This window comes from Desulfitobacterium elongatum (assembly GCF_055378975.1).
In genome coordinates this window covers 4159209-4175796 of the sequence record NZ_AP038772.1, presented here as the reverse complement: position 1 = coordinate 4175796, position 16588 = coordinate 4159209, and the positions used below count along the sequence as shown (strand labels likewise).

Here is a 16588-nt window from a genome sequence, read left to right as displayed (position 1 = left end):
TAGTTTATATCAAGATCTGTTTTTTGACCAAAATAGCATAAAGAACAATATTCTTAAATGTTTTGTTACTAGGTAAGGAGGTTTTTTATTTGCCTAGACTCTATCAGATTTTATGGTCCCTTGCGATCCTGGTTATTATTGTGACCACAGTCATTTTTTCTTTCTGGATTTTTGTAATTGGAGCAGTGGTAGCCAGTCTTTATAGGCTATATCATTACTACATTGCTAGAAAGCGCCCTAATAGATTCAATGGAAATGCAACGCCTGGTGGGAATACACCCCCCAGAGGGTATACATCGGGTGAAGTGATTGATATGCCTGTCGAAATCCTAGATAGGCCTTCAGACCACCCTCGGAATGAATAAGGAAAAAGTCAAGTAAGAACGTCAATGAACAAGCTTCTGATTCGGAGCTTGTTTTTCCATAGAATTTTGTGAAAAATTTTCAGCTAACTTTCAGTATGTCTTCAGTCATAATTCAACCTAGAATTAGATAATGGAGAAGGAATATTAGAATTAAAATCTTAAGGGGGACAACCCTATGCAAAAAATAAAAGGAATTAAAATACTGCTTGTGGATGATGAGCCGAATATTCTCGAATTTTTGGAGATGGGGCTTCTCAATGAAGGGTTTGAAGTAGCAACAGCGCAAGATGGAATGGCTGCTGTAACACTGGCGAAGCAATTTCAACCTCATATCGTGATTCTTGATGTTATGATGCCGGGCATGGATGGCTTTGAAGTATGTCGGATGCTCAAGAAGACAGAGAATATCGCGATTATTATGTTGACCGCGAAGGATGAAATCGATGACCGAGTCAAGGGGCTAACTCTTGGGGCAGATGATTATATGGCTAAGCCCTTTAGCTTCGAAGAACTACTCGCTCGCATTCAGGCTCGCATTCGCAATCAGTTCCCAAATCTGATGGGAGAGGTTGTTATGGGGCCCTTCCGAATGGATGATCGGCGTAAAGAGATTCAATACCAAAATAAGGTTTTGGAACTTTCTCCGACCGAGTATGAGTTGCTTAAATTTTTAATCCTCAATCAAGGATTAGTCTTGAGTAAATCGATGATACTCGATAAGGTATGGGGATATGATTTTGTTGGAGACGAGAATATTGTAGAGGTATATATCCGATCGTTGAGAGAGAAGTTAGGTGATAAGGAGCACCGCTTGATTCGTACTTTACGCGGTTCAGGCTATCGGATGGATTTATCATGAAGAAACGTTTTTCTTTAAAGAAGTTCTTTGAACCTAATTCACTCAGGTTCCAGCTCTTATCTCGATCGTTATTCTTTTTAGCTATAATTCTCTTGTTTATTGGTTTATTTCAATATGTCTTCATGAGGGAATTCATTTTTTACAATACAGCTTCGAGTATTAAATCACAGATGTTAACGCTCCCTCGTGAAGCCTGGGCCCAAATGATTCTTCACTCAGAAATTAACCCAGATGCAAATGCGGATAGTAATGCGGGGGCAGTCATCCCGGGGAGAACCCAGGGTAACGATCCGAATCGACTGCCTTTTGTTTTATCGGATTCCACAATCTCCTTTGTAGATCTCAATGGGAATCTCTCAGTTCTTAACAACAATTCGTTGAAGGGCGGGACGCCTCCACATCTGGAAATACAGGATTACGAAAAGGCGCTGCAGCCTCAAAAACGCATAGAGTATAAGGTGGTAAATTCCTCCGATGGGGATGAGAAATTGGTTGTTCTCCACCCTCTAGAGTCGCGAGGATATACGATTGGTTTGATTCAGGTCAGTCTGAGTACGAAATCTTTAAAGGCTGTGTTATTTCGGCAGCTTCTCATCTTTTTACTCCTTTCTTTACTTGCTTTAATCGGAGGACTCGTAGCGTTTGGTGCGGTACTCAAGAAGACCTTGGTTCCTCTATCGAATATCGTGGATACTGTGGGCCAGATCGATGCGGGAAACCTAGCAGAGCGCCTTCCCGCAGAGCAGGGTCAGATGGAGATTGATCGCCTTGCGGTATCCTTCAATGGGATGCTTGAGAGATTGGAATCCTCCTTTGAAGCGGAGAAGGAGGCGAAGGAGCAGATGCGACGGTTCGTTGCTGATGCCTCTCATGAGCTTCGAACCCCTCTGACCTCGATCCATGGATTTTTGGAGGTGCTCCTCCGCGGGGCGATGAACCAACCCGAAAAGCTGCATAAATCCTTGAAAAGTATGCTTGCTGAATCAGAACGGATGAAAAAGCTGGTTCAAGATCTTCTTTTGCTTGCTAAATTAGACAGGTCACCGAAGATGGAGCTTGTCGAAAGAGAGTTAGATGGGTTGATTCTCGAGATGGAGTCTCAGTTAAGGATGCTTGCAGGAAATCGGGAAGTTGAGTTTGAGTTAACCCCTAAGATTCGTACTCGTTTTGATGTGGATAAAATGAAGCAGGTAATCTTAAACCTTTTTCATAATGCAGTCCAACATACTGATTCGGTAAAAGGGAAGATTAAGATTTCACTAAGACTCGTGGATGAGGGGATTGAACTTGCGGTGAAGGATAATGGGGTGGGAATTTCAGAAGAGCATATTCCCCACTTGTTCGAACGCTTTTATCGCAGTGATTCCTCCCGCACTCGCAGATACGGTGGAGCAGGCCTTGGGCTCGCGATTACTCAATCTTTAGTTGAGCTTCATGGCGGAAGGATATCGGTCGAGAGTCGGGTCGGGGAAGGAAGTACATTTGTCGTGTGGCTTCCTAGAGGCTAGGTTGGTAGGTAACTTCTGTTGACTATTGTTCTTAAGATATGAGAAAAGCCAGTAAATCTCTCTGATGTAGAGAATGAAGCTTCCTAAGAGATTTTTTTCTCTAGGAAGCTTTTTTTGTACCCATAGGACCTTACTAAATCGAAAATGTCGAAACCCACAGACGGACAATATATACTAATAATCCGCCCAAAGGAAAAAGGAAATAGATGTAAGTTGTCGAAAACTATATTTTAACAGAGAAGGAAATCAAACGGAGGAAGGTCGTTCGATGGCACAGCAAAAAACTGAGTTTTCAGAGCATATGTCCTTCGAATTTCTGGAGTTATTGCGCAAGAAAAATCCGGCCTGGCACTTGTTGACCTCATCTCAGGCTCCTTTTGTTGCGTCTTTTCTCTATAGAGAATTTATTGCGGAAAACAGGCGGCAGATTGCCGAGCAAGAGCTGATTAGCCGCTTGGAGGGCTTTATTGAGCTGCTCAATCAGGGTCGCAGCGATACCCTCTTTCCGCGCCCAGGACGGGAATACCTGGATGACTGGGCCAATGATGACCATGGGTGGCTGCGGAAATTCTATCCCCCGGGACAGGATGAGCCCCATTTTGATGTAACCTCCTTTGCACAGAAAGCTATTGAGTGGCTGTTGAGTTTAAGACAGCAAGTTTTCATCGGTACGGAATCACGCCTGATCACCGTATTTGAGCTCCTGCACCAGATTATGGAGCGCTCCGAAACGGATCCCGGGCTGCGCCTGGCAGAGCTTGAACGGCGTAAAGCCGAAATTGAACAGGAGATCATCCGGGTGCAAAAAGGACAGGTTGAGCTGTTGGATGAAACGCAAATCAAAGAACGTTTTTGGCAGGCGATGTCTACTGCCCGGGAGATTCTGGCCGATTTCCGGGCGGTAGAACAGAATTTCCGGGAACTGGACCGCGGTATGCGGGAACGGATTGCCACCTGGGAGCGGGGAAAAGGAGAGTTGTTGGAATCAATCTTTGAGAAGCAAGATGGGATTGCCCAGTCTGAGCAGGGGAAAAGTTTTGCTGCTTTCTGGAAATTTTTAATGTCTTCATCCTATCAGGATGATTTCAAGGATACCCTTGATAAAGTTCTGCAGCTAAAACCGGTGCGGGAAATAGGTATAAGCCGGAATATCCGCCATATTCATCATGACTGGGTGAATGCCGGCGCCCATGTTCAAGAGACGGTGGCTACTCTATCCCAGCAGTTGAGGCGGTATGTGGATGAGAATTTTTTGGAGGAAGAACGCCGGATCAATCAGATTGTGCGGGAAATTGAAGGAAAGGCGGTGTCCCTCCGCAATAACCCACCCCCAGAATGGGCAATGGAAATTGACGGGGTAAAACCGGAAATTAGTCTTCCTTTGGACAGGCCTTTATTCTCGCCTCCCCAGCGGCCTGAACTTAAGGATGATGTTATTGATGCCGGAACAGAAGATGTTTCGGCGGAAGCGCTATTTTCCCAGGTTTATGTGGATAAGGAAAAGTTAAAAGACCGGATTGGCTATCTGCTGCAGTCCCAGGACAGAATTACGCTCTCCCAAATTATCGAGCATTATCCGCTGGAGTTGGGTCTGAGCGAGCTCATTACTTATTTGGTCATCGCCAGTGAGAATCCGCAAGCAGCTTTTCATTCTGACGATCTAGAGGAAGTATCATGGAAAGATGAAACAGGAAAGAGTCGAGTGGCCAAAATGGCCAAAATAATTTTTCAGCGGGTTTAAGAACCGGGTTGGGGGGACTAAGTCATGAATACGATGGATGATTTAGCATTTTCACGCGCTTTGGTCGCACTTTTCAAAAATGTGGTGTTTAAAGAAGGTGATGAGGAACATTGGGAAGTTATCCTGGCGCAAAAAAGCAAAATTGAAGATTATGCGGGTAAAATGGGCTTAACGCTGATGGTTGATGAGATGGACGGTTATGGATATTTGAAGCAGCGTTCTTATGGAGAAGGTGAAGAAGCAATTCCGCGCTTGGTGCCCCGCCATGCGCTGAGTTATCCGGTTAGTCTTTTACTCGTGCTCCTCCGGAAGCAATTGGTGGAGTTTGATTCAACAACCGGGGATCAGCGGCTCATTGTAACCAGGCAGCAGATTACCGAGCGAATGAGCTTATTTTTGAAGGATACGACCAATGAAGCGAAATTAATGGGTGATATCGATAAACATATCGACCGTGTGGAAAGAATGGGATTTCTGCGCCGCCTACGGGGCAGTGAAGACCGTTTCGAGGTCCAGCGCATCCTCCGCAATTTTGTCAATGGGGAGTGGCTCAGCCATTTTAACGAGCGGCTTGAAGAGTATCGGCGTTACGCCAATGGCGGCGAATTAAAAGAAGGGGAGGAGCAACCATGAGTTTATTTAACCTAGAGCCGGAAGATCCCGGCAGGCTCTTTGGCGCTACACCGGGATTCCGTTTACATAAGCTTGAAGTCTATAATTGGGGCACCTTCGACAGCAAAGTCTGGACTTTTTCGCCCCAAGGAGAAATGGCCCTTTTGACTGGAGATGTTGGTTCGGGCAAGTCAACTTTGGTCGATGCCTTGACGACACTTTTGGTCTCCCCCAGGAAAGTGGCTTACAACAAAGCGGCCGATTCCAGCGCCAAAGAGCGTTCGGTTACCTCCTATGTCCGGGGCTATTTCGGACAGAAAAGGAGCAGTGAAGGAACAGGTCAGCCCGATTCCTTGCGGGACACCAATCACTATTCCGTCTTATTGGCAACATTTCTGGATCGAGGTCTGTCTCAGTATGTTACGCTGGCTCAATTTTTCTGGTTTCAGGATCCCCAGAAGCTTCCCGCCCGTTTTTATGTAGTAGCCGATAAGGAAATGTGGGTTGCCCAGGATTTTGCCAGGTTTGACAAGGACGTCCGGGTTCTGAAAAAACGGCTGAAGTCCAGCGGCAGGGTGCAGGTTTATGAAGACTATACCCGCTATGCCGAATCCTTCCGCCGTAAGTTCGGCATTGCTCAGGAGCAAGCCTTGGATCTGTTTCAGCAGACGATTTCCATGAAAAAGGTTGAGGCATTGACGGATTTTGTCCGGGCCAATATGCTGGAAATTCCCAATACGGCTGAAGATGTTGACAAGCTGATTAAACACTTTCAGGACTTGAACGGCGCCCATGAGGCTGTCCTCAAAGCCAAACATCAGATTCAGCAGTTGACTCCGATTGTCGACCAAGGAAACCGCTGTGTCCAGCTGGAGGACAAGCAAAATCTGCTGAATAAAGCACGCCGGGCTTTGGGGCCCTGGTTTGCGGAGCAGAGGATGGCATTGCTGACCGCCGAAATCGCCAAACATGAGCAGGAGCTGATTCTGGCCACAGCAGCGCGGGAACAGGCGGAAACAATCCAGCGTGACTTTGATCAGAATATCAAGGAAATTGAAAGAGCCATTTATACCCACGGTGGCGACGCGCTTGAAAGATTAACAAAAGATATTGAGAATAGCAGGCAAACTCTTGATCGCCTTCACAAAAACCTGGCGAGCTATGCTCGTCAAGCCCAAGTGTTAAGACTGCCTTTGCCCGATTCTTTAGCTGTTTTCCTTGCTAACCGGCAAAAACTGCCGGAATTCAAATTGGATGAAGAAAAAATACAGGGCAGACTGCAGGAGGATTTTAAGACTGCCGCCACAGAAGAGGACAGAGCAGCGAAAGCAGCCAATAAAGTGGCTGAAGAACTGGAATCCCTCCGGTCCCGCAAATCGAGTATTCCTCGTGAATACATCGAGAAGCGCAAACAGCTCTGTCAGGCTCTTCATATCGGGGAAGAAGAGCTGCCCTTTGTCGGCGAACTGTTAGAAATCAGAGAGGAAGAAGAGAGCTGGGAAGGCGCCATCGAAAGGCTGCTGCATAACTTCGGTCTGTCTCTGCTGGTGCCGGAGCAATATTACCAGGCCGTCATGCAGTGGGTGGACCGGACAACCTTGGGTATGCGGCTGGTCTATTACCGGATTCAGGATGCCAGTCAACAGTCTACTTCCGGCCGGCCGAATCCTTTATCCGTATCGGAAAAACTGAATATTAAGCCGAATACACCCTTTGGCGTCTGGCTCAGCAGGGAACTGCGCCAGCGCTTTGCTCATATCTGCTGCGAGACGATGGATCAATTCCGCCGGGAAGCGCAGGCCATCACCAAAGCCGGGCAGATGAAGACAGGCGGCAAGCGCCATGAAAAAGACGACCGCTACGGGATAAATGATCGCCGGCGTTATGTGCTGGGCTTTTCCAATCAGAAAAAAATTACCGCACTGGAAGAAAATGAACAGAAGCTTAAGGAGGAGACCCAATTTTATCACGCAGAGCTTGCTGACATCTTCAAGATGCAGCAAGAAAGCCAGGGGCGTTTAAATGCCGTTGCCGGACTGGAAGGCGTCGCCGATTTTGCCGACATCGATTCGAAGACGGTAGAAAAGGAAATTAAGGAAAAAGAAGACCGGAAAAGGAAGCTGGAGCAGGAAAGCAATATATTGCAGGGGCTTCAGAGTCAGTTAGAGGAACTGAAGCAAAAGAGGGAAGCTCAGGAAAAGGTTTTGGATAAGGCCCGAAAATACGAGACAACGGTGGAAAATAAACGAGACGGTTTGGTTCAGGATAAAGAAAGCACTGCAAGGACCGCAGCTGAAGCCACACCGGCTATGCGGGAACAGGAATACCCCTTTTTGGAGCAGCACCAAGCGGCTGCTTTGCAGAATAGCAGCTTGACCCTGGTCAATGGGAAAACGCTGGAACGGGACTATCTCGACTGGATCGAAAGTGAGCGTAATGCACTGACCGGTGAGATTAGTCGGCTCAGAAGCAGGATTGTCAAGGCGATGACGGATTACAATAATAAATATCCTGAAGAAACCAAAGAAATTGACTCTGATATCGAGAGCCTTGCCGAATATGCACGGATGCTGGCGCAACTGGTAAACGACGGGCTGCCGAAATTTGAAACGCGTTTTAAGCAATTGCTGCATGAGAACACTATCCATCAGATCGCTTTATTCCAGGCCAAATTGAAACAGGAACAGGATACCATCAAGACCCGGATTGAGCAGATCAACGGTTCTCTGAGCACCATCGACTATAACGAGGGACGGTATATCCGCCTGGAATATGATGAAACCTATGATAGCGATATCAAAGAATTCCGCGTCCAGTTGAAAGCCTGCACCGAAGGGGCTTTGACCGGTTCTGATGATGAACAGTATGCCGAGGCTAAGTTTTTGCAGGTAAAAGCCATCATTGAGCGTTTTCGGGGCAGGCCCGGCGAGACCGAGAGGGATGAGCGCTGGACCAAAAAAGTCATTGATGTCCGCAACTGGTTCTTATTCGCCGCTTCGGAAAGGTGGCGGGAAACCGATGAAGAATACGAACATTATACCGATTCCGGCGGAAAATCCGGCGGCCAAAAGGAAAAACTGGCCTACACCATTTTAGCGGCCAGCCTGGTCTACCATTTTGGTTTGGAAGGGCAAGACGCCCGGCCCCAGTCCTTTCGCTTCGTGGTCATTGATGAAGCGTTTCTGAAAAGCTCCGACGAATCAGCGCGCTTTGGGCTGGAACTCTTTAAAAAGCTCGATCTGCAGCTCCTGATTGTCACTCCGCTCCTCAAAATACCGACGATCGCCAAGTTTATTGCCCATGTGGGCTTCGTACATCATGATGATGTAAAGCATCAATCCATGCTGCGCAATATCTCTATCCAGGAGTATGAGCAGGAACGGAAGGCCAGGGAGGTGGCCCAATATGTCCATCAAGTGGTCTGATCCCCAATGGATCCGGGCCGAGTTAAGGCGGAAATGGGATTCAGGCCGGATTCTGCGCGCCATGCTGATTCCGGATGATTTATTTCCCCTCCGCATCCCCCTGAAAAGGCCGAAAAGCGGTGAGGTCAACGAGAACTTCGCCGAAATCTCCCGCTGGATCAAGTCGCTTAAGGATCAGAGCAAGCAGGAGACCGGCTTTGGCTATGAACTCGTGGAAAAGGAAATGGTTCACCGTCAATCGGGCCGGAATCTCCTGCCAACCCATGCCGTCATTCCCTCTATGCGGGATGCCCTGCGCTTGTTAAGGAAAGAGCGCGAAGGGGACCGGTTTCTGGAGCATGCCCGGCTGATTCGGACAGAATGGCCCGTTTTGCAGGAATGGATCGGCAAATATCCCCATAAAGTACTTGCCGCTGGAGACGACTGGAGCGGTATTCTGGCAGTGCTAAGCTGGTTTTCCGGTCATCCGCGCTACGGCTTATATCTGCGGCAGCTGGATATTCCCGGGATCGACACCAAGTTTATCGAGCAAAGGAAAGGGATTCTGACGGAATTATTGAATATCACTTTACCGGATGAGGCGATTGATCACAGCGCCCCGTCATTCGAGCTGCGTTACGGATTGCAGGTTAAGCCGGTGCAGGTCAGGCTGCGATTGCTTGATCGGCAGCAATATCTTCAGGGTATTTCCGATTTGATGGTTCCATTGGAACAGCTGGCGGCATTCAAGCCTGCGGTATCCAGGGTGTTTATAACCGAGAATGAAATTAACGGCTTATGCTTTCCTGATGTCAAAGAAGCTTTGGTGATCTTCGGGTTGGGGTACGGCGTAGATGTGCTGAAGTCCGTGACCTGGTTAAGAGAGAAAGAAATCTACTATTGGGGTGATATTGATACCCATGGATTTGCTATCTTGGATCAAGTCCGCAGCTTTTTGCCCCAAACCCAATCACTGCTTATGGATGAAAGAACTCTGTTTAATCATCATGACCTATGGAGCGTAGAAGAGAAGCCTTTCCTCGGACAGCTAACCCGGTTGACGGCAGATGAACACCGGCTGTTATCTTCGATTCAAGACAATATTTGGGGCAAGGGTGTCCGCCTGGAACAGGAGCGGGTTTCCTTTCAGCTGGTGAAAGAGGCCATCGATAGTTTGGATCATAACGGGTAAGTCAACGAGGCTGTGGCAAAGCCGCAGAATAGCCAAAGGATGCCGTGTTTAGTCATAACATTACACGCTTCCCAAGTATATTGTGCATTTTGAGATCAAAAACTTCTATATTATCGGACGGAGTTAAACGGCTCTTGCTCCAGCATAATAAAAGTTGCTCAAACTGCAAATATTGAGAATTTATATTATAGGGCCTGTTTCTAGCGAATAACGCCGTTGCTACGATGAAATTATTACAAATCTTACTCAAATGACAAACTTTGACAAAATTCACCTTGACTTAAATTTGTTTTGAAATTACGATAAATATGCCTTATGTAATTGGGCATAAGGGTTGGAGATTGTTGTCAACTGTTTCTCGATGATTTCTATCAATCCAGTGACAGTTGCACACAGTTCATAGGGTAAGAACATCACGATAATCACTATAAACATCCCTATCGAACCAGCCTCCTTTACTATGGTAACATAGTATCTAATTGGGCGTTACTTAGGGTAGTTGTATTCAAGGACATCATGCTAGAAAACTAATTTCAAAATGAATATAGTTTAGTTATTTACCTGTCAGCTAAGGGATTCTACCCCCCATGTTGGCGGGTATTACGCTATCTTGGAGGAAAAATGGATATTCAAGTATGGAAACAAAAAAATTCAATAAAGAGGAACTATGCTCATTTTGATAAGAAAGTATCTCTTAAAGATATCTGGGGTTATATTAGTGATCCTCAGAACATTAAGACACACGGCTTTTATCCATTTATTCACTATCAGTTGATAAATAAAAAGTTTAACAAAAATAAAGGCATTTCCATGAAAATCCGAGAACTTTGTTATTCAGCGCATATAGATAGATACATTTTTCAATATTACGGTTATAAATTGAACCAATTATATAATGAGAGAGTAGATAATGATGGTATAAATGATTCGGTCATTGCCTATCGTGATAATCTCAAGAAAAACAATATTCATTTTTCTAAAAAAGCTATTGATTTTATGCGAGATACTAAAAGCTGTTTTATTATTGTAGGAGATTTTACTGATTTTTTCGATAGTTTAGATCACAAGTATTTGAAGAAAATGCTTAAGGAGTTAATTGGAGGACTCCCTGAAGATTACTATGCTGTTTTTAAAAATATAACAAGGTATTCCACATGGGATATGGAGCACATATTAGAACTAAACGGTTTGCCTAATGATAAAAAAGGCATCCGCGAATTGAACCAACAAGATTTAGTATTGACTCTAGGGCAATTTAAAAAGTATAAAAGTAAATACCAAAAACCCAATACAAAAGGATATGGCATTCCCCAAGGGTCTGCGATAAGTGCTGTTTTATCGAATATCTACATGCTTTATTTTGATAATGCGATAAATGATTACGTAAAAAAGCATAAAGGTCTTTACATGCGTTACAGTGATGACTTCATCATTATTCTTCCAAATGAAAATGAGCCCTTTTTCATAGAACAATATAATTATCTTATCAAGACGATTAAATCTGTTGATGGATTGAACTTGCAGCCAGATAAAACTCGGATTTTCCAATTTGATAATAATCAAATCCTTAGCTGTAATGAGATTATTTCTCAAGATGTAATAAATGGAAAAAATATTTTAAATTATCTGGGATTTAGTTTTGATGGTAATGTTGTATCAATCAGAGACAAAACTTCTTCTAAATATTATTCTAGAATGTATAGGAAATTAAAAACCATCGAGAAATCTAAAGGTATTACTAAATATAACAACCAAATTAGTAATAAGAACCTCTATGACAAGTACTCAATTCGAGGCGCCTTTAAAGGAAAGGGTAATTTTATAACATATGTTAAAAGGGCAGAAGCGGTTTTTGGAAAAAATGAGGCAGTAAATAGAGTGGCAAATAATCACATGAAAAAAATACGACGAAGGTTAAATAATATAACCTAAAATCAGTAGAGATAAGGCCCTACTAAATAGGTGAACCGAATTTATTATTCTACTCATCCATAGTATTTAACCGTCAGCTATGAGCTATTATCAAAAGGAAATAAAAAATATTCTAGAGGAGTAAAAGATGAAGCCAATCACCTTTATCGACACCGAAATTGAGCCGAAAAGCAAAAAAATCCTAGACATCGGCAGCGTTAAAGGGGATGGCAGTACCTTTCACTCCAATTCAGTTGGTGACTTTACCGCTTTCTTACGTGGAAGTGAATATCTTTGCGGGCATAACATTCTTAACCACGATCTTAAGTATCTGGAAAATACTTTGCACGCGGCAGGTCTTAATACCGTCAAAATCATCGACACCCTCTACCTTTCCCCGCTTTTGTTTCCAAACCGGCCTTATCATGCCCTGCTTAAGGACGACAAGCTGCAGACGGAAGATGCCAACAATCCCCTCAATGATTCCATCAAAGCAAGAGACCTTTTCTTTGATGAAGTTACGGCTTTTCAACAGGCGGATTCCATCCTCAAGGTCATTTATCATATGCTTTTGAAAGGCATAAAAGAGTTCAGTGCTTTCTTTCATTTCCTTGGATATCAAGGAAATTCCTTATTTCTTGAGAAGCTGATCCGGGAAAAGTTTCAGCGCAAGATTTGTGAAAAGGCTGATCTAGCCAGAATTATAACGAAATATCCGGTGGAGCTGGCTTATTGTTTAGCCTTGCTTAATGCCAATGATCGTTACTCCATAACCCCGCCCTGGGTCTTAAAAAATTACCCGGCTGCTGAACGGATCATGTTTTTATTAAGAAGCAACCCCTGTTTGGAGGGGTGCGCTTACTGCAATGATGCTCTGGATATTCATCAAGGACTGAAACGGTTTTTCGGCTTCAATGCCTACCGGGCTTATGGAGGAGAACCTTTGCAGGAAAAGGCAGTTCAGGCGGCTGTAGCCAACAAATCCCTGTTGGCGGTATTTCCGACCGGGGGCGGGAAATCCATCACCTTTCAGGTTCCTGCCCTGATGAGCGGAGTTAATACCAAAGGCTTGACAGTGGTGATTTCTCCATTGCAATCCCTGATGAAAGATCAGGTGGATAATCTGGAAAGAGCGGGGATCACTGAGGCTGTGACCATCAATGGCTTGCTCGATCCCATCAAAAGGTCTAAGTCCTATGAACGGGTGGAAAACGGTTCGGCTTCTCTCCTGTACATTTCTCCGGAGTCCTTGCGCTCCAGGACCATAGAACGCTTGCTCCTGGGCCGGAATGTGGTCCGTTTCATTATTGACGAAGCCCATTGCTTTTCAGCCTGGGGCCAGGATTTCCGGGTGGATTATTTGTATATCGGAGACTTCATCAAAACTCTGCAGGAAAAGAAAAATTTGAGCGAAGGTATCCCCGTCTCCTGCTTTACGGCCACAGCCAAGCAAAAGGTCATCGAAGACATCCGAGGCTATTTCAAGGAGAAGCTGTCCCTTGACCTGGAGCTTTTTTCTGCCAATGCCTCCAGGGTTAATCTGCGCTACGAAGTGTTTGAGAGGAATGAGGAAGAAAAGTACAATGCCCTGCGGGATTTGCTGGAAGGGAAGAAATGTCCCACCATTGTTTATGTGACCCGTACTCATGCCGCTTATGCTTTGGCGGAACGGTTAACCAAAGACGGCTATCAGGCCAAGCCCTATCACGGCAAGATGGATAAGCAGGAAAAATCGGCAAACCAGGATGCCTTTATACAGGGCCAGGTGCAGATCATGGTGGCGACCTCCGCCTTTGGCATGGGTGTGGACAAGAAAGATGTGGGCATGGTCATTCACTATGAGATCTCCAATTCCCTGGAGAATTACATTCAGGAAGCAGGGAGAGCGGGCCGAGATGAAGAGATCTCTGCCGACTGCTATGTCTTGTTTAATGATGAGGATCTGAGCAAGCATTTTGTTCTCTTGAATCAAACCAAACTCAGCATCCAGGAAATCCAGCAGGTCTGGAAAGCGATTAAAGAGTTGACCCGGTTCCGGTCCCGGGTTTCCCAATCCGCCTTGGAGATTGCCCGCAAAGCCGGTTGGGACGATACCATCATGGATATCGAAACCAGAGTTAAGACGGCGATCACCGCTTTGGAAGAAGCCGGATACATCAAACGGGGCCAGAATGTGCCGCGGATTTTCGCCAACAGTATTCTCTCCCGCACGGTCATAGAAGCTTTAGAGAAGATTGAGAAATCCCAGCGAATGGACGAGAGACAGAGAGGGCAAGCTGTACGGATCATCAAGAAGCTTTTTTCCAGCAAGAGCAGAAAACATCTGACGGACGAAGAAGCGGAATCAAGGGTGGATTATATCTCTGACCATTTAGGCATCCCCAAAGGGGAAGTCATCGAAGTGGTCAATCTGCTCCGGGAAGAAAAGGTCTTGGCCGACCATAAAGACTTAGCCGCCTACATTAAGAAATCCGAAAACCGCAACCGTTCCCTGAATGTCCTCAAAACCTTTTACCAGATCGAGAAATTTCTGTTAACGGTGATCGAAGACCAGGAGATTGTTTTTCATATTAAAGAACTTAACGAGCAAGCGGAAGAGAAGGGCTGCTCTGAGGCCACCCCAGCCAAGCTAAGAACCATCCTCAATTTTTGGACTATTAAAAATTGGATTAAGCGTCAAACCTCAGCCCATTCCCGAAACCATATCGCGGTCATGGCCCTTGAGGAAAAGGAAATTCTAGAATCCAAGCTGGAGCAGCGCTATGAGCTGGCCCAGTTCATCCTGGAATATCTTTTTGCCAAAACCCATGCCATCCCCGTGGAGGAGGCTCAGCAGGATGAGGTTCTGGTTGAATTCTCTGTCCTGGAGTTAAAGGAAGAATTCGAAAACCGGTCCACATTATTCAGAAGCCAGACTTCAGTCAAGGAAATCGAGGATGCTCTTTATTATTTGAGCAAAATAGAAGCCATCAAGATCGAGGGCGGCTTCATGATCACCTATCAGGGGCTGACCATTGAGCGTCTGGAGCAGAACAATCGCAAAATTTATAAAACCGAGGATTATCAGAAACTGGAGCAGTTTTACCAAAACAAGGTGCAGCAAGTGCATATCGTCGGTGAATATGCCCGGAAAATGATTCGGGACTATCAAGCGGCCCTGCAATTTGTGGATGATTATTTCCGGCTCAATGTCAGCATCTTTCTGAATAAATATTTTCCAGGCAGCCGGCAAAGTGAGATCAAGCAGAATATTACCCCGGCCAAGTTCAAACAGCTTTTTGGGGAACTATCACCCACTCAATTGAAAATCATCAAAGACTATGAATCCAAGCATATTGTCGTAGCAGCTGGGCCCGGAAGCGGCAAGACCCGGATTCTGGTGCATAAATTAGCTTCCCTGCTCCTCATGGAGGACGTAAAGCATGAACAGTTATTGATGGTGACCTTTTCCAGGGCAGCGGCAAATGAATTCAAGAAGCGATTGCTGAAACTGATCGGTAATGCGGCCAATTACGTGGAGATCAAAACCTTCCATTCCTACTGCTTTGATTTATTAGGAAAGGTGGGGACCCTGGAAAAATCCGCTGAGATCATTCAGGAAACCATCAAGAGAATCAAGAACGGGGATGTTGAGCCGGGCAGAATTACGAAAACCGTGCTGGTCATCGATGAGGCTCAGGACATGGATGCCCATGAGTTTGCCTTAATCAATGCTTTGATGGAGCGGAATGAAGAGATGCGGGTCATTGCTGTAGGGGATGACGATCAGAATATCTACGAATTCCGAGGTGCCAGTTCCGAACATATGGTGAATCTGATCCTGGAAAAGAAGGCCAAATTGTATGAACTGGTTGAAAACTACCGCAGCAAGTGCAACCTTGTGGATTTCAGCAACCAGTTCGCCGAGAGAATCCCCCAGCGCTTGAAAGATACGCCGATTATCCCTCACCAAAGTGATCTGGGGAAAATCAAGCTGGTACGCTATCGCAGCAATCATCTCATCACCCCCTTGGTTCAGGATATCCTCTCGTCAGAGTTGGCTGGAACGACTTGTGTTTTAACCAAAAGCAATGAAGAAGCGCTGCAGATCACCGGATTGCTGGTGAAAAACGGCCTCCAGGCCAAGCTGATTCAATCCAATGACGGGTTTAGTTTATATAATCTTTTGGAAGTTCGTTTCTTTCTCAGCCGACTGGGTCTGACTGAGGGAATATTTACAATGAGTGATGAGGTCTGGAACGGTGCTAAACGCAAGCTGAAAGAACGGTTTGCCCGCAGTCTAAATTATGAGATCTGCGTCAACCTGATTAAAGAGTTTGAGGCCGCTCACCCCAAACTCAAGTACAAATCAGATCTGGAGATTTTTATCTGGGAATCCAAGCTGGAAGATTTCCTGGGGGGAGACAGCGAAACGATCTTTGTCTCAACCATCCATAAAGCTAAAGGAAGAGAGTTTGATAATGTCTTCCTGATGCTGGAGAACTTCAGCCCGGGAACAGAGGAAGCGGTACGACAGTTGTATGTGGCGATGACCCGGGCTAAGCGCAATTTGACCATCCACTACAACGGAAACTATCTAAATATGATCACGACGGAGAGTCTTGAGCAGATTGAGAATTCAGAGGAACACCTGCCGCCCCGCCTCTTGGCCCTGCAATTGACCTTCAAGGATATCTGGCTGGACTTTTTCCGTTACCCTCAGCATCAGCAGCGGATTGGGCAGCTGACCAGCGGAGATGAGCTGACCTTTGACGGAGAAGGCTGCTGGAATTCTGCAGGGCAGCCGGTGCTGAACTTTTCGCAAAAGTTTAAGAACCAGCTGGAAGCGATTACGCAGAGAGGCTATATCCCTGGGACGGCGAGAATCCGGTTTATTGTGTATTGGCTAAAGGAAGGGACGGAGCAGGAAGTTAGGATTGTACTGCCGGAGCTTTATTTTGAGAGGAAATAATATCTGAAATTCGTTGCTGATGGACTTTCTTAGCCAGATAATCGG

Annotated in this window: 10 protein-coding genes; 9 read left to right on the top strand and 1 reads right to left on the bottom strand. The window is 45.6% G+C overall.

What is annotated here, in order from left to right; all coding sequences use genetic code 11:
- The first annotated feature begins 89 nt into the window (after positions 1 to 89).
- The 7 genes from ACZ42W_RS19685 (at position 90) to ACZ42W_RS19655 (ending at position 9681) form a co-directional block, all read left to right on the top strand.
- Entirely contained in the window at positions 90 to 365 is a 276-nt protein-coding gene (locus ACZ42W_RS19685; RefSeq protein ID WP_464166957.1) for a hypothetical protein, read from the top strand.
- Between the two features lie 175 nt (positions 366 to 540).
- Complete coding sequence (locus ACZ42W_RS19680; protein WP_464166956.1) at positions 541 to 1224, top strand: response regulator transcription factor; 684 nt, start codon at positions 541 to 543, stop codon at positions 1222 to 1224.
- The gene (locus ACZ42W_RS19675) at positions 1221 to 2732 is read left to right on the top strand and encodes a sensor histidine kinase (RefSeq protein ID WP_464166955.1); all 1512 of its coding nucleotides are present in this window, start codon (positions 1221 to 1223) and stop codon (positions 2730 to 2732) included. Before ACZ42W_RS19680 ends, ACZ42W_RS19675 begins: the two co-directional genes overlap by 4 nt.
- A gap of 268 nt (positions 2733 to 3000) precedes the next feature.
- The gene (locus ACZ42W_RS19670; protein ID WP_464166954.1) at positions 3001 to 4473 is read left to right on the top strand and encodes a DUF3375 domain-containing protein; all 1473 of its coding nucleotides are present in this window, start codon (positions 3001 to 3003) and stop codon (positions 4471 to 4473) included.
- Positions 4474 to 4497: 24 nt separating this feature from the next.
- On the top strand, positions 4498 to 5106 hold the full coding sequence (locus tag ACZ42W_RS19665; protein WP_464166953.1) for a DUF4194 domain-containing protein: 609 nt from the start codon (positions 4498 to 4500) through the stop codon (positions 5104 to 5106).
- Complete coding sequence (locus ACZ42W_RS19660; protein WP_464166952.1) at positions 5103 to 8510, top strand: ATP-binding protein; 3408 nt, start codon at positions 5103 to 5105, stop codon at positions 8508 to 8510. Before ACZ42W_RS19665 ends, ACZ42W_RS19660 begins: the two co-directional genes overlap by 4 nt.
- Positions 8491 to 9681: a DUF3322 domain-containing protein gene (locus ACZ42W_RS19655; protein ID WP_464166951.1), complete on the top strand. Its 1191-nt coding sequence runs from the start codon at positions 8491 to 8493 to the stop codon at positions 9679 to 9681. Before ACZ42W_RS19660 ends, ACZ42W_RS19655 begins: the two co-directional genes overlap by 20 nt.
- Before the next feature lie 297 nt (positions 9682 to 9978).
- On the opposite strand, the gene ACZ42W_RS19650 is transcribed toward ACZ42W_RS19655, so the two are convergent.
- On the bottom strand, positions 9979 to 10116 hold the full coding sequence (locus tag ACZ42W_RS19650) for a hypothetical protein (protein WP_464166950.1): 138 nt from the start codon (positions 10114 to 10116) through the stop codon (positions 9979 to 9981).
- Positions 10117 to 10302: 186 nt separating this feature from the next.
- Between ACZ42W_RS19650 and ACZ42W_RS19645 the strand changes: the two genes are divergently transcribed.
- A complete protein-coding gene (locus ACZ42W_RS19645) occupies positions 10303 to 11613 on the top strand; it encodes a reverse transcriptase/maturase family protein (RefSeq protein WP_464166949.1) in 1311 nt (436 codons plus the stop codon).
- 127 nt (positions 11614 to 11740) lie between these two features.
- On the top strand, positions 11741 to 16543 hold the full coding sequence (locus ACZ42W_RS19640; protein ID WP_464166948.1) for a RecQ family ATP-dependent DNA helicase: 4803 nt from the start codon (positions 11741 to 11743) through the stop codon (positions 16541 to 16543).
- Positions 16544 to 16588 lie beyond the last annotated feature (45 nt).